Here is a 20,355-nt window from a genome sequence, read left to right on the forward strand (position 1 = left end):
AGAAAGAGTCCGTCTCACAACTAGTGAAACGGACTTTTTTATGTTTATTATCGACCTCCTGTTGGAGAATGGTTCTCATACTATAGAATCTTAACCCACTTCCGAGTTGAGAATGATTCTTGATTTTATCAATCTACTGCTAATTAATAACAGTATTCGGTGTATACCATACAAAATAAAATGCTGCAGCCTGACAATAACGCAAAACTCATTCTAAACATTTATTTATATTACTTAAATATCAGTAAATCTAATCTTGCTGATTAATTAATCCTGACTTTTAATGTAACCACTAATCAAGAATTTTAAGGAGTCTGGCCGCTGGGAAAATCGCCGCGCCAAAAAGACCATACTGCACCATTGTACACAGCAAGCCGCTTGCTCCCGGGCTTATTGACATATATCATCATTCCGGGTGAAGGGCTCAAAATATCCTGTACATCTGAAACAATTGGTAAAACCATTGCTTTTATGGCAGATTCGAGCACAAGTACTCCGTTTGCAGGAGAAGTTACATCACCAATAATTGTTTTAGTTGATGAGCTTTCCGGTGCACTGGAAAAGTTTGGCTGAACAGTCATTGCATCGGTTATGTCAGCTCCTTTGCCACTGAGATCCAGCCAGCCGCTGGTTCCATAGGCGGTATTGGCGTTGTACATCTTCATCCTTGCTGCTGTGGGAGTACTTACGTCGAGCAGAATTGTACCCTCGGCGGGAGATTGAGGTATGATTCTTACGTAGGGCACTATAAGTCCCTTATTCTGATTGGCTGCAAATTCCAGAAGTACAGATGTTTTTGTAGTGGCAGTACCGACAGCATCGCCGATAATAACCTGTGCACTCATTGTGGATGCACATGCGAAAAGTATTGTTATTAAACTTTTTTTCATTGTTCTGTTTTATATGAATAGAATGATTATGAAATGTGGATAAATAATTAAGGACAGGTAGCTGTATTAAAACAACTCCAGGCAGTTCCGTCGTGCAGTTTAAGACAGTTTGCGTCCGTGTCATACACCATCATTCCTTCCTGTGGTGAGACAATAGCATTGATCTGAGTTGTGGTAAGTCTGTTGACCACAAAACCTTTTGTGTTGGATTCAAGCACGGTATGTGCTGATTTACGGACCATTGGCCAGTTGCTGCTGTCACCTCCGGCTCTGTTAAGCGTTGTAATTCCATGTTTTGTATCAATTCCTGGTGCTGATGTATTGGCAGGGCTGTAACAGGCACATTCCTGAATGATATAATTATTGGTAGAAGGACTGTAGCTGTCGCCGAAAAGGGGAGAAGAATCTGATTTAAAATTATTTGTAGAACCGTTAGTGCCTGCGGGCATTATTTGAAATCTGAAAGTTTCATCCGGTTCTACTACACCATCATTCACAGATGCGATACTAATTGCCACACCGTCTTCATCATTGTTGGGACTTGAATATCCTGGTATAGATCCTCCGTCATAATTTCCCGGCGGAATCGTAATCATGTAACACGGACTTCCCGGGGCATGTGTAATCGTTGGAATACCTTGGGAATTTGCTACTGCAGATAAAGTAATATCATCGTCTGAGATGAAAGATGTACCGTTCTGAGGATTTACCAACTGTACGGCAACAATTGTATTTGATGTGACAGCACCATTAATTCTTAAAAACAATAATCCGTTACTGTTTCCCTCGCACGACGGAAGGGCAATTGAATTTTTTAAATCGATGAGTGGGTGCAGGGTAATCCTGATATCATCCAGCAAATTTCCTAAACCAATATTTCCCCCGTCAACAAGAGCTCTGAAGCCAACTCTGTAAACACCTGCAGTTCCTGTAAAAGGCTGACTTGTTCCCTGATTAAAAGACCAGAAATTTATATTTGATGGAACAGACGTAGTACTGATGGTGCTTATAAGATTTTCATTCTGATCTTCAATTCTCATAGAGGCCTGCTCTGTAGTCTGACTTCTGGCGCGGTGTCTGTAATAAAAGGATATCACATCTCCTGGTGTAAGATACATATTCTGATAAATCATTGAGCTTTCGAATGCATTGAGTTCTACGAAATTGCTTCCCTGTGCAGCATTTACACCATTAAAAGTACTTCCCCAAACTTCAATTGCATGGCAGTTTCCGGAAGGTATCTGTGAACATAATGTATTTTGGGATTGTGTGGTATACCATGGCGCAGTTACCGGAGATCCTGCATCGAAAGTTGATCCGAATCCGAAGTTGGCGTCAAGGTAATTTACATCTCCAGCAGGAACTCCAAATTCAAGTCCAGGATTTATAAAAACTCTGGCCTGGCCAGAAAGATATTGTGCAACTGCAACAAAAAAAACAAAGTAATACTGCCTCGCTCTGATTGATGCGAGTGATTTATATGAAAAAAAATTCATGTTAGAAATTTAGAGTTATGGATGTAAGGGATGATGCAAAGAGAAATACTCTGTGCAATTTTTAAATCTTATTAAAGTGAAAAATGATCAGAAAAGACTTACAGAAGGAGGCGGACGTACAGAATACACCGTGGAGAAACAGAAATCAAATGATCTGCTGTTATAGTACCGATACTTTTGCGAATGCAGATGGTCAAGAGATTTTTTGACCAGTTTCTGCTCCTCAGGCATCTCAAGCTTAAACTGGTCAATGCTGTTCTGCGACGGAACTGTATAATTGGCTGAGAATGGGTCTGACGGAAAAAATCTTTCCTGAACGGGCAGATGATATAAATGAATTATTCTTAATCCCTTTGCAGTTTTCTTAAGATTCGTGAGTTTCTTATGTTCCCTGGTTGGTTTTTCTTTTCCTTTCTTCGCGATTCTGACATCCTGATTCTGATTTTGCTTTCTTTTAAAAGATTGCTGAGCAGTAATCTGCAGATAACGTTTGCCACTTTTACTGATTGAGTAGGAATAATCAGAGTTTTTAACAGTAACGTTTTCTGAAATAATCTGCTTATTGAAACCGGCATCTTCAGAATAGATTCCTGCACCTCTGACAGTCACAATGGTGGGAGATGCTGCCTTATCACTGCTCTGCTGGGAATGAAGAAATGAGAAAGAGATGAATAGAATTGTACAGAAAAAAGCTCTGAGTACCCTTGAAAACTCAGAAAATTTTATATTTTTTGCAGTCGTATTTAAAAAAAATAAAATTTTGCGCAAGTATATCATTTTATGGTGTAATATTAATCAAAAATATCACCAAAAGAAGAATATTTTCATGCTGTTATGTACCACATAGTAAACTTTTTTAATATGCAACAGTATTTATACGGAATTTCAGTAATTGAATTAAGAATTTAATTCATTGAAGAATGATTTTAATGGCTTTTGGTTCGTTTTTTTTAGACTGTAAATTTTTAAGTTCAGGCAAAAATTTGCACTTTCATTTTCAGTAAGAGAAAAAGCCTGTAAGTAGTTATTCTTACAGACTTTTTAGAATGAATTAAATCCTCTTTTACTTTAATTCTTAATCAGTTTAGTACTCCCTGATCTCATTTTTACCAGATAATTTCCATCAGACAAATCTGAAATTGAAACACGGTTTACCCCTTTCTGAAGCTCAATTGACTTTACTAATCTGCCGTCTGGAGCATAAACAAAAGCAATTTCCTTTTCTGATGCATTGATGTAAATGAACTCTGATGCGGGATTCGGATATATTTTATTTTTGCTGATTTCTGCTTCAGCAATGGCCAGGCTGTTGGCAGTCAGTGTAAAACTTTTCACCAAAGTACAGCCTCTTGTTATTTCGCACGTATAATTTCCAATAGAAAGATTACTGATTGAATTTGTATTTGCTCCGGAAATCACAGTTCCGTTTTTCTTCCATACATAGGTAGTTGGTGCACCGCTGATTCCTCCGGATATACTTACTGTTGCAGAACCGTCATTTGATGCAGATGAAGAGGGATTAATTTGACTTTGTGATGCTGCCAATGGCACAACCGTAGATGTAAGATTAACCGTCCATCCAATAATATCCGACGTTTGTGCAATTCCATCCTTTATATAATTTCCGTCTGGATAAGGATTTCCTGTTCTGGTTGTAAATAAAATCAATTCGATATTGGACTGACTGCCCGGAATAGCATAAACCTCCCAAATGTACGTAGAACCACTTTGCAGAGTGAGATCTGAACACTGAAAGTCAGCTACAACAGTTGCTCCAGGATACCATAATTCTGTCTGCAGACTCCCGTTCTGCCAGAAGCCGTTAGCAAGCACAGTATTTCCGGAATCTTTAATTCTGACTCCAACACTGTATCCAGAACCTCTCAGATCGTCAGATGTATTACTTATCGCTGGAAACGTAATATTATTCAGCTTTGCTGTACATGCTGCTTTAAAACTTTGACCTGTTATAAAGGCATAAGTATAATTGAGTGCGCCTGTACCAGATGTTACCGATGTTGTACATTGTGCATTAAAAAAAATCTTTGTTGAAAAGAAAAGTATGAGAAGTAAATATTTTTTCATCATTAATTCATTTTCATTATCATGAGATTACTTCCGGCATCTGCGATGGTATTCTGGGGAGCAACAGCACTGTTTGTTCCGTGAGCAATCACTTTTATCTGGTCGCCCTGGTTTAGTTTTACGTAGCAAATCAGTTCACCTCTTGCCTTAGTGTTCACCGGAGTATAGACATTCAACGGAGTGTATAAACCGTAAATAATTCCGCCGTTTGTGGATCCCCATGCAGCATTGTTGATCTGAAGATTCAGACAGTAAGAAACCGTGTTATTAGTTGGTGAGGCATCTGATCCATGCACACGTGCCTGAATCATGTACACCCCGTTACTTCCTACAGTGTAAACGCCCGTCGTACTGTTGTATACTCCTGACAGAGGAGCGGATACTACATTATTGTAAACAATCGTTGTCGGTGCTGTGGTAACAGCAACGGGCACAGATTCTGACGTGCCGCTTACTTTATCTGCTATCAGTTCCAGGGTTGCTCCTCCTGCCGGCGCCCAGCTTCCGTCACCTCTCAGATAATTAGATGAACCCGGAGTTCCCGTGGCTGATATTTTTGCAGTTGTAACCGACGCATCTGCCAGTTTAGCTGATGTTACTGCAGAGTTACTGATTTTTCCCGTCGTAACAGCACCGTCTGAAACACTTTTTGAACTTAACGCATAAGGCACGCTTAAAAGCTGTTGTGTTCCGCTGATGGAATAAGAGGTTCCCCCGGAAGGATCAATTTCTGTTTTCACAAAGTACAGATCAGAACTCCAGTCAATATTTGCAATAGAGCCACTCACAACAGTGCCATTTCCCAATTGTGCCGTTACAAGACCATTGGCATTTGTAGAAATATTTTGAGTTTCAGCATAGGAAACTGTGCCATTAACAGATGTTTTTATTATTGAAAACTTTAACCCTACAGTCTGGTTAACTGCGAGATTATTACCTGAGTTTCTCACAACGGCCTGATAGCTGAAAAGATTGGGTGCCTGAGCATAGAAAAATGCCGTTGCACACAAGGCTAAAAATGTAAAAATGTTTTTCATTTGAGGGATTTTATTTTTTAATAATGGTATAATTTTTTAAAGGCTTTCCTGCCTGTTGTACAGAAAAAAAATAGGTCGAAGAAGGAAAGTCCGTCATATCAACAATGGTTTCTCTTTCTGAAATTTGACCTGTTTTCAGAAGAGCTCCCGTTGCGCTGTGCAACCGGTAAGTAAGATCTTTTGTGTTTTTAGAATCCGCGGTAAGTGTAAGTTTGTCTGCAACAGGATTTGGAAAAATCTTCATTTCAAGACTGATGGAATTTTCATTGATTCCTAAAGTCGGCGTCAGCTCGTATGAATGTTGTGTGCCTGGTACCAGCGTTCCTGTGGAGGAGCTGAATTCTCTGTAAAATACATTTCCTGTAGAGAAAGAAATGCTTCCGCTCGCTGAATTAAGATTCCCTCCGGATGAATTCTGGGCTGACTGTGCACTAATCAGTAACGAGCAACATCCAAACACAGTACTAAGCAGTAGTTTAGTTTTTATGGGCATGATTAATTGTTTTTAAGAGTTTCATAAATGTCTTTAAATTCTGTTTTTTGTAGAAATTGTTTCTTAAAGTAGATTGCAGGAGACTGCAGAGTAAGGGGTAGATTCAATCGTTTTTTTTGATTGCAAAGTACCTAAAAACCTGAGTGGAAATTCCCATCCTGTAAGGTAGTATTCGCATAAAATAAAAAAACTACCTGTACGGGTAGTTTTGTAAATTATTGATAAATAAATATTTATGATTTTATTTTCCTTTAAATTTAAGAAGCAAATCTTTTCTGCTTTTCAGATCAAGGATATTGTAAATATTTTTAATGTGAAACTTTACTGTGTTTTCTGAGATAAAAAGTTTTTCGGCAATCTCCTTATTGCTCAGACCTTCTGCCATAAGATCGAGAAGTTCCTTTTGTCTTGCACTCAGCAGATCTTCATTTTCCAATTTTACTTTACCTTCAGAAATGGTCCGTTGGGAGTAAGATTCCAATGTCTTTTTCATCTCAAAAAGTTCCTGCTCATATTTATTTTTCTGATATGTGGATTTTTGGTAGAAATAAAAACTGATTCCACCCAACAAAAGAATTATAAAAATTGAAATAAAAAGAGTCCTGAGAAAATTATTTTCGTTTCCTTCATTCTGTTTTTCAAGAAATTTTTCATTGGTGACATGCATTCCTGAAAGCTTGCTTTCTCTGTCGTAGATTAAATTTAAACTGTCCAGAATGGTACTGTAGTAAAAAGTCTCATCTTTACTGTCATTTCTTTTAAAAATGGATCTTATCTCTTCAGTAGCGTAGATTTTATATTTGATGATTTTACACGAATCAGCAATAGTCATACATTTCTTATAAATCTCCTTCACTCTTACAAGGTCATTTAAGGTTGCGTAGAGTTGCATTTGTTTCACAAGAACCGCAGGTTGGTTACAGGGCGAAAATTTAGAGAGTATATTCAGTGCATTTTCATAATCCTTTACAGCTTTGTCATACTTTTTATCAAGATAATGAATGTAGCCATGCTGCATGATGATATAAGCTTTGTCATTTTCATTGACATTGAGATAATTGCTCAGTGCAATTTTTTTAATAAGATTTTCAGATTTTTTGTAGTTCTGGTCGTCAAAATATACAAATGCCAGTTCTGCATTGATGCTCGCTTTAAGGGAATCATCGGCGTTAAGATTTTCGGCTAATTCGCTGGATTTTTCAAGATAGCTGATAGCAGTTCCGTAATCATTAATGCTTCTGAAAGTTGTTGCAAGCAGAAGATTTACTTTTACCTGATCCCGGTAGCTTAAATCTTCTTCAGAAAGTAATTGTAGTAATTTGGTCTGGGATAAATGATGTTTACCATTTCTGTTATTGTCATAGACCTCATTTTCAAGCTTATTGAAGTCGTTGATCTGGGCTGAAAATAAGCCAAAGATAAAATACAGCAGATAAAATATTTTCTTCATAAAATGAACATTCGCAAAAATAATGTTTTTATGTTATTTAATATGCAAAAATCTACTTCAAGATGGAAATAAAAATGGAAACGGTTCAGAAAAATTTGCTGATCACAAATTTATTTGACCTGCTGTAGATTCACGTGTAAATTTGACTATTTATAAACAGCATTCATCATCAAAATGAGCCGTTGAAATCAAACGCTTTTAGCTGAAAAAAACTTTGAGAAAATAAATATTTCTACCCTAAAATCTATAATTTAAACCAAAGGAATGGTAAACCAAAATGTGCTTCCCTGGTTGATTTCGCTTTCTGCACCAATGGTTCCTCCATGTTTTTCGATTATTTCAGAACAGATGTAAAGACCCAGCCCAAGGCCGTTATATTCCTTGCCTGAATGATCCGCACGGAAAAACCGGTCAAATAATTTTGGAAGAACTTCCTTTTCGATTCCGTAGCCAAAGTCGCGTACTGAAACTTTCACAGCGTCACTAAATTTTTCCATCTTAATGTGAATATTTTTAGATGAAGGAGCATATTTTACAGCATTGTTCACAAAATTGATTACCACCTGATCCAGTCTGTGCATGTCTGCAAATACCATCACATCCGGCTCACCTTCCAGAGAAATTTTGTATTCATCCTCAAGTGTGATATGACTGCAGCTTTCCTGAAGCATTTCAAATAAATTAAATTCTTTTTTCTCAATTTTCAGCTGCCCCTCGTTCAGTCTTTTCACATTGAGAAGATCATCCACCAGATCAGACATTTTTTCTACGTTTTTTACTGACTGATTGATGAGTTTCAGATGAATGTCCGAAAATGGACGGTCTTTCATCCTGTCAAGCAGCTGAAGACAGGCTTTAATCACCGTGACAGGTGTTTTGAGTTCATGACTTGCGACACTCAAAAAGTCATCTTTCCGCTGTTCGAATAATTTTTTATCCGTAATATCTGCAGTCATACCGACCATGCGGTCAGCATTACCCTTTTCGTCATAGCGCGGGCGTCCATGAGCCTGAATCCAGTGTACAGATCCGTCACGCCATTTTATTGGGTAATCCGCTTTGTAAACTCCGTTGGTACGAATCGCTTCCTGTACGAGTTCCTTTACACTTTCTCTGTATTCAGGGAAAATAGATTCAAATAAATCTGAGTAAGTGAAGTTTTCCTCCGGCAGAAATCCATAGTTCATTTTAAACTGATCGGTGCTTTTCATAATGCCTGTCGCCAGATTGACTTCGGTAGATCCCAATCTGCCGGCATCTATGGCAATCTGAAGCCGGGTGCTCATTTCTTCTGCATCCAGCCGGGCGTTGACCATTTCTGTAATATCATTTGCGACAATCAGTATCGATTTTTCGCCGGAACTTTCTTCTTTTGTGGGATGATAAACGAAATTCAGGAAACGCTCAGTAAGAGTTCCATCAACCGAAACCATAACTTTTACTTCTTTGCCGTAAAATGCTGATCCGGTATCATACACATTCGTAAGGATGTCAATAAATGGCTGGTTTTCAAGTTCTGGCAAGGCTGAACGCAATGGTAAACCGATAACAGAACGGTCTTTGCCCCAAATGGCGAGGACTCCGTCATTGACCATATCTACCGTAAAATCTTTTCCTTTAAGAGATGCCATCGCTACAGGCGACTGTTCTACCATCGTACGGAAACGCTTTTCACTTTCATTCAGTGAGTCGAGCAGATGGTGCAGATTTTCCTGTGAAACGATCAATTCTTCGTTGGTTACCTGATATTCTTCGTTAATGGCAAGAAGTTCTTCATTCAGCTTCTGTTCGGCGATGGACCGTTCTTCAACCATATTCCAGGCAGCCATACGCTCAGATACTTCTACTGCTGTGTGAAGAATAAATTCTGTTTTACCCTCGCTGTCGAGAAGAGCTTTGTACTCAAAATCGAAATAAAATTCCTGCATCTCGCCGTCAATTTCAAGAAATGCTGAACGGTCTCGTGCAGTATAGGTTTGGCCACTGTTCCAAACTTCTTTTAAAATATCAATAAAAGGCTGACCGCTAAGCTCCGGAATCGCAACAACCATTTCTTTGCCCAGTACCGAACGGTCTTTACCCCACATTTTCAGCATGGCATCATTGGCACTGAGAATCTTAATATTTTCGCCGGTATAAACAGCTGTGGCATTTGGAGAATGAAAAAGGACACTGAGCAATTTCTCAGGTTGGATATGCTGTGGAGAATTCATTGATCAGAAATAATTACAGTTCAAATTTAAATATTTTTTAGAAAAGTCTGAACTATTTTGAGAAGGAAGTATTATAAATAAGACTCATTTATCTTTTGAGAAAAATATCTGATTATTTTTAAATAAATGAAGGCTTAAGAAATTGCTTTATGAAATTTTAAAATTCTAAGAAAATCAAATTCTTAATGCATAATTTGACCAATTCTTGAAAGTAAATTATCAATATCAAATGGTTTTGAAATAAAATCGTCCGGAGCACATGATTTATAGATATTACTGATTTGTGCATGAGCACTCATGATAATAACAGGTGTATCTCTGCTTTCACTATTGTTCTTAATCTGCTCGCACAAATCAATACCTGAGCCGTCTGGCAGCATCACATCAAACAAATAAAGATCAGGTGTTTGGGTCAAATCTCTTCTTCTGAAATCGAGTACATTCGCAAAAGAAAGAACCGAATAGTTCTCGGAACTCAGCAAAATCTCCAGGATTTCCCTTATGGCCTCATCATCTTCGACCAGATATATTTTTCTCATACATCATTTTAAGCAAGAATAGAACCAAAAAACTTTGCTGAGAAAACTTCATAAAACATCACTAGTGAATTTTGGGTTCGATGCTGATATTATATTTTAAAGGTTTGTAAAATCCTGAAATTCTGAAAATCTATAAAAAATTTCTTCGTGATATCGGTACGTGTTTTGGTTAAGACACTAGACGGGATGCCCCGTAAATTTAACACCAAAACAAATAAGAATTTTTAAAATGAAAAAAGCATCACTGAAAACAATCGCAGAAAAAATGAAAGACCTCGATTTCTGCATGATGACCACAACAGATGGAAAACAGGTTGTACATTCAAGACCAATGAGTAACAATGGTAAAGTGGAGTACGATGGAGACTCATGGTTTTTCACATTTGAAGACAGTAATAAGGTCCGTCAAATTGAGAAAGATGACAAAGTAAGTTTGGTTTATCAGACTGATGATATGCTGTTTATCGAATGTTATGGTTCCGCTTCGATTACTACGGACAAGAAAATTTTGGAAGATAAGTGGGTTGATGGTCTTGAACAATGGTTTCCAGAGGGTATAGAAACGCCTGGTATTTGTTTGATTAAGGTAACCTCGAAACGCGTAACATTCTGGCACAAAGAGGAGGAGGGAGAATATGTTTCTTCATAAACTTAACTGAATTTCAAAGAACACTCCGGTAATCATTTTCAAAAGTTGGATGACTGATTTTCAAATTTTGAACTTATACATATTATATTCTGAACAAATCAACAATTTTTAATTCTTGAAAATATCATCTGCAACAGTTACCTGTTGATTTAATCAAAATTATTGTGCTGGTAAGATAAAATTATTTTACACCATAAATATTATAGAAATTAATAAAAGTTCTGTCCGGATCGCAAAACCTGTTTCATTTTGAGGCAGGCTTTTATTTAGAGTTCCGGTTCGATCCCGTTCCTGGGTATAAATGATTATGGGGTGTTCAGACTGCTTTGAGAATCATACGAATTTCTTTTGAACATAACTTTGCAAATGAAAAACAACAGTTTACTATTGTCAGTTTTTTCTTTTTCAGAAAATATCTGAGTCAATTCTGGAATTTGTTTTTGATGCCTGAAAAAATTATAAAGAATAAAAATGGGATAAGAATAATTTTCAACATTCCGTAAATAATGCTGAATCCTGAAGAATTTGAAAATAAAAGAATATTCAGGGGTATGAAAAGTCGGCTTTCTTCTGTTTGCGGATTGTGAAATATTTTAAAATTCTCCTCACTCACATATTCTGTAATGTCTTGTTTCAGTTTTACATTTGATTCTTTAATTTCATTTTCAGAAGACCAAAATACTGAATGTGATCTTCTGTTGATAACATCGACAGCCGTCCTGTGAAATTTTTTACTGTAAATTGTATACTGATAATCTAAATCAACGGTAGATTTCCTGCTTTTTCCACCTTTCCAGACGACGTCGAAATTTGAGATCTGACCTTTCACTTCAATCCAGTCGTGATGTGTCAGTTTAAATTCATAGTATTGAATTATAGGAGAAACAGAATATACAAACATGAGAAATAAATAGACAGAAGCTAAAACAAACAGGAAAGTTTTTCTGAAAATGTGTCTGCGAAAAATCAGATAATAAACACTTGTACTCAGAAGAGTTGCCAGAACGAAAAACGATATGGGGTTGAAGGCGATAAAAACTATTCCCAGCAACGGATAAATAATTTTAAATACAATAAAATCTGATATCTCCTCCTTAGAACGGCTTTGCATTGCTGATCAATTTTTGTATATGGTTATAAATATTTTGGCAGACAAAGGTTTGTTCTGATTTAAGTGCTCAAATCCGTATCATCCCAACTCACTCCGTTTGAAAGCATCCACGTTAAAGCATGTCTCCGTTCATGTATTACTCCGCCGTTTGCAATGGGATCAAAATTTTCAGGAACTGTTTTCCTGCCCATTTGTGCGCTTCTGACAGCATTGTGGATGCAGTAAAACATATCTTCTTTCTTTCTCAGCTTTTCTTCTGGAATTACATCTCTTTTTTTAATCCAGTCTTCTATATTTTCGTCCAATGGGCAGGCGTGGTCATTCAGGATTTCCTGCATCTGCACCCCGGTCATCATTTCTCCTGTAAAGTCGGGTTCTTTATAACCAAAGTACCATGCAAGCGGCCATGCGTTTTCAAATTTCCAGCCAATCAGGTTTCTTGCTTCCTCGTCATTTCTGGGTGATTCCAGAATCAGTTTTTCATCCTCAGCGATGTAATCTTCAAGCTGGTTTCGCTCTGTAAAATTCAGAATTACTTCATCAGGAAGATTTTCCGGCGGTACCATAAGCCAGAGCACAATAGCTTTGATCGCATGAAGCCGTTTCGCGATTTCAATGGCAGGACGGATTTGCGTTTCAAGCTCTGTTGGAAGGGAATTGGTAGGTTTAAAACCTGCATAGAGGCAAATTGACAGATTTTGAATTCTTGTTGCTGTCATCCCCGGTATTTTCCTGTAAGAGTCGATTAGATTTTCAATCTCAAAACTTTTTTCCTCTTTATGATTTTCAGTATTGCCTAATAATTTTTTAAAAAAACTCATAATTTCAATTTTTTCTCAGAGAGTATACATTCAAATATAAAAATTTTATCCCTTTTACGTGATACTATTTCAGTCGCGTGTATTAATTTTAAGTAATTTGCTGACTATATCTCGTTTGGTAGTGATAAATATTTGGGGAAATATTGTTGAATTTTACTATTTTCAGCTGTTTAAACCTGTTATAACGCATTTTATAAGTACTGAAAGTAATTTCGTAAATATTTTTTGATAAATTTTAAAATTAAGGTCTGAATTTTGTATTTTTAGTACAGAAATCAGTATGTATGAAAAAATTATTCAGTTCAAAATCTTTAATTTATTTTTTAATTTTCAGTATCGTTTTATATTCATGTAAAGAAGAAAAACCCGACGTTTCAGATCCTAAAGACCAGAAAACTATTTCTAAAGAGATAGCAGAAGTTGCTAAAGATCCGGATTCTGTAGTAGTAAAACCTGTAAAGGAGTCGGTGTCGCCGATGATTCAGGAAAATGGTTTTTACAGTGGAATTATCTTTCCAAAAGACAAAAAACTCAGAGACTCACTTTACGCTGATTTTGAAAAGAAATACAGCGCGAAAGACAGATATACCATTTTAGCCCTGAACAGATTGGACTCAAAATTCAAAAGAAGTGCAGATACTCTGGTCATTCCTGCAACTATTGATTCTACTCTGATGGCCTATTCTCCATTTCCGCTGCAGCTTGATGTGCTGTCCAACGTGAAAAAGTTTGTTATATTTTCGTATCCAATTCAGGCTTACGGTGTCTATTCAAACGGAAATCTTGTGAAATGGGGACCAACAAGTATGGGAAAAAAAGCTGCTCAGACAACGAGAGGATTAACCTTTGCCAACTGGAAGAAAAAGCTCGCCATTTCTACGGTAGACAGCGAGTGGAAGCTTCCGTATAATTTCAATATTCATAATTCCGGCGGTATCGGATGGCATCAGTATGAGCTTCCGGGCTATCCAGCATCTCACTCATGTTTAAGATTGCTGATGAAAGATGCTCAGTGGCTGTATTCGTACGCTGATACATGGATTTTAAATCCTGGAGGAGCTACTACAAAAGCTAAAGGAACACCTGTAATGGTTTATGGCGATTATAAATGGGGCGGACAAAAACCGTGGAGAAAACTTTTATCTGATCCCAACGGAAACAATATTTCAGTTCAACAGATGGAAGCTTTGCTGAGTCCTCATGTTGAAAAAATGGTGAAAGAACAGACCAACAGAGAAAAAGTTGCAGATTCAATATCTCAGTCAAAAGCCCTTGAAGCTCAGAAAATTCAGGAATCAGGAGAGATTGGGAGCTGATCTTTGTCTTCAAAAGGAAGTGTTGATTCTTCGGCGAATTTTCTGAGTTTCAGCATTTCTTCCTTTCCTTTAAACTGCCCAAATCTCGCCGCCGCATAGGTTAGACCAATGAAAAATAACATAACAAAAGATAAAGTGAGTGCCCACGGGTACTCATTTGTTTTTATCTGCTGCTCTACATAATACATCGTAAAAAATGTCATCCAGAAAATTGAAAACAGGAAGTACAGAAACATAAAAAAAGTCCAGACCGCTGAGCTTGGTCCGAATACGCCTCTCACTACAGTGTTATCGTCTTCAGCTTCAATACGGAGTGCAAGTTGGGGTTTCCAGTAGTTGTCGTCTTCAGTTTTTACGCAGATGGTAGCTACTTCTTTGTTTACGTTTCCCTCAAATTCTTGCGCATGGGAAGCCAGATATTCTTTAAGATTAACTGCATAATCCTCTTTGGAAAGAAGGGTGAACATCTTAAATCTGGGTCTGTTTCTTATTCTGTCTAAAGTAGTTTCTTCTGTATTCATATTATTCCTGATAAGGTATTGGATCTTCTAAAATAAATTTAATTTTCATCGGTTTAAACTTTCTTTCAATTTCCATTTCAATTGTTTTGCCGTCTTCAGATTTCATAAGATCCACAATTTTCTGCATCGTCATGTCGGAAGTTTTCTTACCGTTTATTTTTATTAAAAGATCATCTTTCTGAAGGCCGGCAAGAGCTCCGGGAGAATCTTTTCTTACTCCTGCGATTGAAAAAATCGGTTTTAAAACAAATTTATACTGTAAAGCGTTGTTGATGACTTCGGTACCCTGAAGATTAGTGTTTTTCTTAGTTTCAATGTGCATCAAATCCTGTTCCCATTGCATTCCGTCCTGTTTAAAATCGATGCCGCTCATGTTGAAATGGAAAGGATCGTCAAAATTCCGGTTTTTCTTCAGATACAGTTTTTCATTTTTATAATCGAATGCCACCGTAAACCTGCGGAGTATTTCACTTCCAATTGATCCCTTTCTGTCTTTAACCAAATTTAAATTCTGAATTGAATACTCGTCAGGCATTGCAATCAGAGGCTTTTCAAATTTAAATTTACCCAAATATAAATTGTGAATACGGCTTCGCTTTCCAAAAATATCTCCGTTGAAACCCCGTCCAAGATAATCTTCAATATTCGGACGGTTATAAACGAAATCTTTGATCAGTTTGGGAAAAAGCCAGATGGCATCCGTATTTCCAAGATCTAAAAGGAGTTTTGAATCTTTAGGATCATTGGTCATTTCCACATTTGCTATAATATAGGGTTTGTATTTTTCAATGGTAATCGGAAACTCCTCAAATTTTCTGACTTTCGACTGAAAGCTTTTATAGTCTGGAAAAAGCGTCATTTTTTTAGATTCATAATCAATAATTACCTGAAGGTTTTTAAAAAACTGATATCCTATAATGCCGTTTACGGGAATTCCGATGTGGGAAGAAATATTAAATTCAGGATCTGAAATAATATAGAACGCAAAGTCCTTGTTGGTTAAATTTTTACCAATTTTAGCAACATTTCCTTCTGACTTGAAACCATCAATACTTCCGCTGGTTCCCAGACCTGTGAATGTTGTCTTTTCGAGGTTGCTCAGTTGGATATCTTTGTTTTCAAGACTGAAAATTGTAGTTTCATTGACACCTGAATCCAAAAAAAAGGTCAGTTCAACGCCATTTACTTCAATCGGAATAAAAATCAGATTGTTAATCAGCCGAAAAGGAATCACCACTTTTTTGGGCTCACTCATCTCAAAAGCATTTTGAGCATTATAAAAAATGCCCATCAGTAACAAGAGTAAAATCCAGATCGGTTTCATCAAATGAATTTAGTAAATAAATCATTCAATGTCATAAAAAAACATCTTCAGGATATGAAAATGTTTTTAAGTAAATGTATTGTGTTGGATGTGAGTTATTTAGCGTAAAAATCCATCAGATCAATGTAGTTTTTCTGGTTTACACCGTGACCGTTCATATATTCTCTGAAAGAAAAATAACAGCTCAGATCATACAGCATATCTGCCGCCTTTCGTCCCCATTCCAGAGGAATTATGGCATCGTCGGTACCGTGAGAAATAAAAAATCTCAGGTTTTCGAGTTTCTTTTTTTCTTTTACAATATCTGTGAGCAGCTTTTCTTCAGGATAAGTGCTCATTAAAGCGACTTTATTGAATAACTCCGGATGTCTGAGTGCCAGCGCATAGGCAAGGATTCCACCCTGACTGAAACCGCAGAGATGTGTTTTGCTGTCTGTTAAACCATAATGATTTATGATTGCCATTATATTTTGAATCAGCACTTTCACCATTTCATTGGCCTGATCAATATCAATAAAGTTTTCAGGATTATTAAAATTGATGTCAAACCACGAAAATCCTTCATATTCTGTGCTTCCCGGAGCTCTGAAACTTATTAAAATCCAGTCTTTCGGAAGATCTTCTCTGAAGCTGAAAAGATCCTGCTCATTGCTGCCGTATCCGTGCAACATAAAAAGGATAGGGGTAGACGAAGTTATCTGCTCAGGTTCTCTTACAATGTAATCTAAATTCATAAAGCAAATATAATCAAATATTCATTTTTAAATGATTTTCGCTGAGAGGGAGTTCGTATTTTGATGTACTTTAATTTTGATGAATTGACATAATTTGAATGGCAATATTGGAAAATTTTCATAAAAGTTATTTTTATATTGATAAAAATCCTATATTTGAATCATAAAAAATTTATCTGGAGAAATGAAGCATTTTTACACATCAAAAAGTTTACTTAAATTTTCTTTTTTATTCTTATTTGTTTTATCTGTATTTTCTTTAACAACATCTTGTAAAAATGATGATGATGACGAGGAATTTACTGATCACCTGGTACAGTTTCAGGTAAGAGGAGTAAAAGGAGGTGCACCTGCGGGAACAGAAAAAGTAGTTATTAAAACCATAGTTACTCAGGTTGGAACTGTTCAGGATACAAAATTTGATCCGGTACAGCCAGGAGTTTTGAACTGGGCCAGTGAAGAGTTTTTTGTAAATTCAAGCCAGGCGCAGCTTAATCTTGATGCCAACGCAATTTTACCAAACGGTGATTCAGAGCTGATCGTTACGATTATGGTAGACGGTGAAGTGGCTGTAACGAAAAAAGTAGTAGGATCTGGAACTCAAAGTGTTTCTGTAGATTTCAGCTTTTTGGAATTGTAATTTGAAAGTTTAAAAACTTTAAATCATAAAAAAACCGCCTGTTGGCGGTTTTTTCGTTTTCATTTATATTGCTTTTACAATAAAGTAATTTTTCTTTCCTTTTTGCAGAAGGAGAAATTTACCGTCGATCAGATCATTTTCTGATGCGGAATACTGGTCATCAACTTTCTGTTTGTTTACTGAGATTGAATTTCCTTTCAACTCTCTCGCTGCTTCACTTTTAGATTTAAGAAATCCTGATTTTTCTGTTAGGAGTTCAATAATATTAATTCCTAAAACATCTGTTTTTGGAACATCTTTCTGAGGAACACCATCAAAGATTTCCAGGAAAATTTCCTCATCTAAACTTATCAAATCTTCAGCGGTAGATCTTCCGAATAGAATTTCGGAAGCTTTCACAGCTTTTTCAAATTCTTCTCTCCCATGGACCCAGACTGTAACTTCCTCTGCCAGTTTTTTCTGTAGCTTTCTTTCGTGTGGAGCTGTTTTGTGCTCTTCAATTAAAGCTTCAATTTCTTCTTTTGGTAGGAAAGTATAGAATTTAATGAACCTTTCAGCATCGGTATCGGTAGCATTTAACCAAAACTGGTAGAATTTGTAAGGCGAAGTTTTCTTCTTATCCAGCCAGTAATTTTCGCCACTTTCAGATTTTCCAAACTTGGAACCGTCTGCTTTTGTTATCAATGGAACTGTTAAAGCGAATGCTGTTCCTTGTGCTTTTCTACGAATTAATTCTGTACCTGTAGTAATATTTCCCCATTGGTCAGAACCGCCCATCTGAAGTTTCACGTTATTATTCTGGTACAAATGCAGGAAGTCGTAACCCTGAATGAGTTGGTATGTAAATTCTGTAAAACTCATTCCGTCTGCACCAGCTTCACCGGAAAATCTTTTCTTCACGGAATCTTTCGCCATCATGTAATTCACAGTGATATTTTTCCCCACATTTTTCGCGAAATCCAGGAAAGAAATATTTTTCATCCAGTCATAATTGTTGACCAATTCGGCTTTGTTCGCTTCATTCCCTTCAAAATTTAAGAATCTTGAAAGCTGATTCTTCAGACAGTCAACATAGTGGAGAAGGGTTTCTTCATCCAGAAGATTTCTTTCGGCAGATTTTCCTGACGGATCACCGATCATTCCTGTAGCGCCTCCTACCAAAGCAATTGGCTTGTGGCCATGCTGCTGGAAGTGAGCCAAAATTTTAATCTGAATCAAACTTCCGATATGCAAAGAATCTGCGGTAGGATCAAAACCGATATAGGCAGTCGTCATTTCCTTATCAAGTTGCTCGTCCGTTCCCGGCATCATGTCTGCAAAAAGACCACGCCATTTCAGTTCTTCAATAAAAGAGTTCATTATTTTTCAGTTTAAAATTAAGTCGCAAAGATAAGAAATTTGAGTGAGTTGATTGGTGCGGGTTTTGGGGTTCGGGTTTCGGGTTTCGAGATTTAGGTTTCGGGATTCGGGTTTTGCGATTCGTGGTTTAGGATCAGGAGTTAGTATTTTGAGATTTTTGTTTGGAATTGTTTTTCGATATAGAAGGATTTGACCAGGCGATTTCAAATATCAGCAGTGAGTAAAGACTTTTGACAGAATTAAATCTCTATTTCTCTATTTAAAATCCGTAACCTCCATCTAATACCTCGCATCCCGTATCCCGCATCTCACATCCCGTATCCCGAAACCCGTATCTCGCACCCGTTTGTTTTTTAATCAAAATCAATTATATTTGTTAGTAATGAACGACGAACAATTATTTCTGCTCATTTCCAAAGCCAATGATAAGGATCAGAAGGCTCAGACAAGGCTCATCAACATTTTCTGGGTTGATGTTTTTTCTTTTGTGATGAAAAAAGTGAGGGATGAAAACGATGCCGATGAAATTACAGTCAATGTCTTCTCTAAGGTTTTGTCTAAACTGGATATGTATGATCCTCATTTTCAGTTTAAAACATGGATTTTGACAATTGCTCAAAATACCATCATCGATTTCTGGCGCAAAAAATCCCGCGAAAATCAGGATCCTACGGAGAATCTGGATGAGGTAAAAAATCAGTTTGCAAAATCTCCGGAAGAACTGATGATTTCTGATGAAGAACAGAAAAAAATTATAAAAACCATAGAATCTCTCGACAAAAATTATCAGGATATTTTAAGACTCAGATTTTTTGAAGAGAAAAGCATCAAAGAAATTGCTGAAGAGCTTGGAATTTCGGTTGCCAATACCAAAGTACGTGTAATGCGGGCTAAAAAAGTTTTGGCGGAGTTGCTTAAAAATAATGATTTCGAAGAGTAATTTATTTTTTAAAAAATGAATTTAGCACATAAAAAATCTGAAATTTCAGAACTAGGTTTTACTGTGATTGAAAAGGTTTTTTCAGATTCCGAAATTGAAAAAATCAGTCAGGTGATCCAAGACATCGACACTTCAAAAGAAACGTTCAGAAAGTCGGAAGATCTTTTTGCCATACGTCAGTTTTTGAAGGAAATTCCTGAGGTGAAAGATTTGATTTTTAATGAAAATTTAAAAACGATCATCAAAGAAATTTTTAGCGAAAATTATTTTGCCGTTAAAAGCATTTACTTCGATAAACCTGAAAAATCAAACTGGTATGTTGCCTATCATCAAGATTTAACCATCTCTGTTGATAAAAAGGTCGAACTGGAAAACTTTGGACCGTGGACAACGAAACAGAATCAGTTTGCGGTACAGCCACCGTTAGATATTCTTGAAAATATTTTCACCATAAGAATTCATTTAGACGACACTGACGAAAATAATGGCGCATTAAAAGTCGTTCCAAAATCCCACGCAAAAGGAATTAACAGGCCCGAAACCGTCGACTGGAATGTGGAAACTGAAAATATCTGCAGCGTTGAAAAAGGTGGTGTGATGATTATGAAACCTCTGCTTCTTCACGGTTCTAACCGTACGACGAATGGAAAGAAGAGGAGAGTGATTCATATTGAGTTTTCTGATAGGGAATTGCCGGAGGAGTTGAATTGGTCGGAGAGGATGATTTGATAGTGCAT

Annotated in this window: 20 protein-coding genes; 5 read left to right on the forward strand and 15 right to left on the reverse strand. The window is 36.9% G+C overall.

The genetic code is table 11. The features are described from left to right. Positions 1–305 precede the first annotated feature (305 nt). From ASG21_RS07695 to ASG21_RS07735, 9 genes are all read right to left on the reverse strand, one after another. The gene (locus ASG21_RS07695; RefSeq protein WP_128414244.1) at positions 306–845 is read right to left on the reverse strand and encodes a hypothetical protein; all 540 of its coding nucleotides are present in this window, start codon (positions 843–845) and stop codon (positions 306–308) included. Positions 846–937: 92 nt separating this feature from the next. Continuing rightward, positions 938–2,386 carry a hypothetical protein gene (locus ASG21_RS07700; protein ID WP_056077867.1) on the reverse strand — a complete coding sequence of 483 codons (1,449 nt, stop codon included), beginning with the start codon at positions 2,384–2,386 and terminating at the stop codon, positions 938–940. An 87-nt stretch (positions 2,387–2,473) separates the two neighbouring features. Continuing rightward, on the reverse strand, positions 2,474–3,154 hold the full coding sequence (locus ASG21_RS07705; protein WP_128414245.1) for a hypothetical protein: 681 nt from the start codon (positions 3,152–3,154) through the stop codon (positions 2,474–2,476). A 300-nt stretch (positions 3,155–3,454) separates the two neighbouring features. Next, positions 3,455–4,471, reverse strand: coding sequence for a T9SS type A sorting domain-containing protein (locus ASG21_RS07710; RefSeq protein ID WP_157844521.1), 1,017 nt, complete (start codon positions 4,469–4,471; stop codon positions 3,455–3,457). Between the two features lie 2 nt (positions 4,472–4,473). Then, positions 4,474–5,508: a hypothetical protein gene (locus tag ASG21_RS07715; protein WP_056077876.1), complete on the reverse strand. Its 1,035-nt coding sequence runs from the start codon at positions 5,506–5,508 to the stop codon at positions 4,474–4,476. Between the two features lie 10 nt (positions 5,509–5,518). Beyond that, positions 5,519–6,001 carry a T9SS type A sorting domain-containing protein gene (locus tag ASG21_RS07720; protein WP_056077879.1) on the reverse strand — a complete coding sequence of 161 codons (483 nt, stop codon included), beginning with the start codon at positions 5,999–6,001 and terminating at the stop codon, positions 5,519–5,521. A gap of 241 nt (positions 6,002–6,242) precedes the next feature. Continuing rightward, on the reverse strand, positions 6,243–7,451 hold the full coding sequence (locus ASG21_RS07725; RefSeq protein ID WP_056077882.1) for a helix-turn-helix transcriptional regulator: 1,209 nt from the start codon (positions 7,449–7,451) through the stop codon (positions 6,243–6,245). Between the two features lie 251 nt (positions 7,452–7,702). Then, on the reverse strand, positions 7,703–9,664 hold the full coding sequence (locus tag ASG21_RS07730; protein ID WP_056077884.1) for an ATP-binding protein: 1,962 nt from the start codon (positions 9,662–9,664) through the stop codon (positions 7,703–7,705). Between the two features lie 182 nt (positions 9,665–9,846). After that, the gene (locus ASG21_RS07735) at positions 9,847–10,203 is read right to left on the reverse strand and encodes a response regulator (protein ID WP_056077888.1); all 357 of its coding nucleotides are present in this window, start codon (positions 10,201–10,203) and stop codon (positions 9,847–9,849) included. A gap of 229 nt (positions 10,204–10,432) precedes the next feature. Between ASG21_RS07735 and ASG21_RS07740 the strand changes: the two genes are divergently transcribed. Further along, complete coding sequence (locus ASG21_RS07740) at positions 10,433–10,852, forward strand: pyridoxamine 5'-phosphate oxidase family protein (protein ID WP_056077889.1); 420 nt, start codon at positions 10,433–10,435, stop codon at positions 10,850–10,852. A gap of 421 nt (positions 10,853–11,273) precedes the next feature. Here the strand turns inward: ASG21_RS07740 and ASG21_RS07745 are convergent, their stop codons facing one another. Together ASG21_RS07745 and ASG21_RS07750 are read right to left on the reverse strand one after the other, a co-directional pair. Continuing rightward, on the reverse strand, positions 11,274–11,963 hold the full coding sequence (locus tag ASG21_RS07745; RefSeq protein WP_056077893.1) for a hypothetical protein: 690 nt from the start codon (positions 11,961–11,963) through the stop codon (positions 11,274–11,276). A gap of 59 nt (positions 11,964–12,022) precedes the next feature. Beyond that, the gene (locus ASG21_RS07750) at positions 12,023–12,784 is read right to left on the reverse strand and encodes a DUF4272 domain-containing protein (protein ID WP_056077894.1); all 762 of its coding nucleotides are present in this window, start codon (positions 12,782–12,784) and stop codon (positions 12,023–12,025) included. A 284-nt stretch (positions 12,785–13,068) separates the two neighbouring features. Between ASG21_RS07750 and ASG21_RS07755 the strand changes: the two genes are divergently transcribed. Further along, complete coding sequence (locus ASG21_RS07755; RefSeq protein ID WP_056077899.1) at positions 13,069–14,100, forward strand: L,D-transpeptidase; 1,032 nt, start codon at positions 13,069–13,071, stop codon at positions 14,098–14,100. Here the strand turns inward: ASG21_RS07755 and ASG21_RS07760 are convergent. The 3 genes from ASG21_RS07760 to ASG21_RS07770 form a co-directional block, all read right to left on the reverse strand. Beyond that, positions 14,073–14,621, reverse strand: coding sequence for a hypothetical protein (locus ASG21_RS07760; protein WP_056077902.1), 549 nt, complete (start codon positions 14,619–14,621; stop codon positions 14,073–14,075). The genes ASG21_RS07755 and ASG21_RS07760 overlap by 28 nt on opposite strands. Before the next feature lies 1 nt (position 14,622). After that, positions 14,623–15,876 (reverse strand): PDZ domain-containing protein, encoded by a 1,254-nt coding sequence (locus tag ASG21_RS07765; RefSeq protein WP_241773474.1) that lies wholly within the window; start codon positions 15,874–15,876, stop codon positions 14,623–14,625. A gap of 164 nt (positions 15,877–16,040) precedes the next feature. Continuing rightward, a complete protein-coding gene (locus ASG21_RS07770) occupies positions 16,041–16,679 on the reverse strand; it encodes an alpha/beta fold hydrolase (protein WP_056077907.1) in 639 nt (212 codons plus the stop codon). 184 nt (positions 16,680–16,863) lie between these two features. Between ASG21_RS07770 and ASG21_RS07775 the strand changes: the two genes are divergently transcribed. Next, on the forward strand, positions 16,864–17,319 hold the full coding sequence (locus ASG21_RS07775) for a hypothetical protein (RefSeq protein WP_056077909.1): 456 nt from the start codon (positions 16,864–16,866) through the stop codon (positions 17,317–17,319). Positions 17,320–17,382: 63 nt separating this feature from the next. On the opposite strand, the gene tyrS is transcribed toward ASG21_RS07775, so the two are convergent. Continuing rightward, on the reverse strand, positions 17,383–18,678 hold the full coding sequence (gene tyrS / locus ASG21_RS07780) for a tyrosine--tRNA ligase (protein WP_056077911.1): 1,296 nt from the start codon (positions 18,676–18,678) through the stop codon (positions 17,383–17,385). Positions 18,679–19,060: 382 nt separating this feature from the next. Between tyrS and ASG21_RS07785 the strand changes: the two genes are divergently transcribed. Both ASG21_RS07785 and ASG21_RS07790 read left to right on the forward strand, forming a co-directional pair. Next, positions 19,061–19,618 (forward strand): sigma-70 family RNA polymerase sigma factor, encoded by a 558-nt coding sequence (locus ASG21_RS07785; RefSeq protein WP_056077913.1) that lies wholly within the window; start codon positions 19,061–19,063, stop codon positions 19,616–19,618. A gap of 15 nt (positions 19,619–19,633) precedes the next feature. Continuing rightward, positions 19,634–20,347 (forward strand): phytanoyl-CoA dioxygenase family protein, encoded by a 714-nt coding sequence (locus ASG21_RS07790; RefSeq protein ID WP_056077916.1) that lies wholly within the window; start codon positions 19,634–19,636, stop codon positions 20,345–20,347. Positions 20,348–20,355 lie beyond the last annotated feature (8 nt).

Source organism: Chryseobacterium sp. Leaf394 (genome assembly GCF_001424105.1).
GTDB lineage: Bacteria > Bacteroidota > Bacteroidia > Flavobacteriales > Weeksellaceae > Chryseobacterium.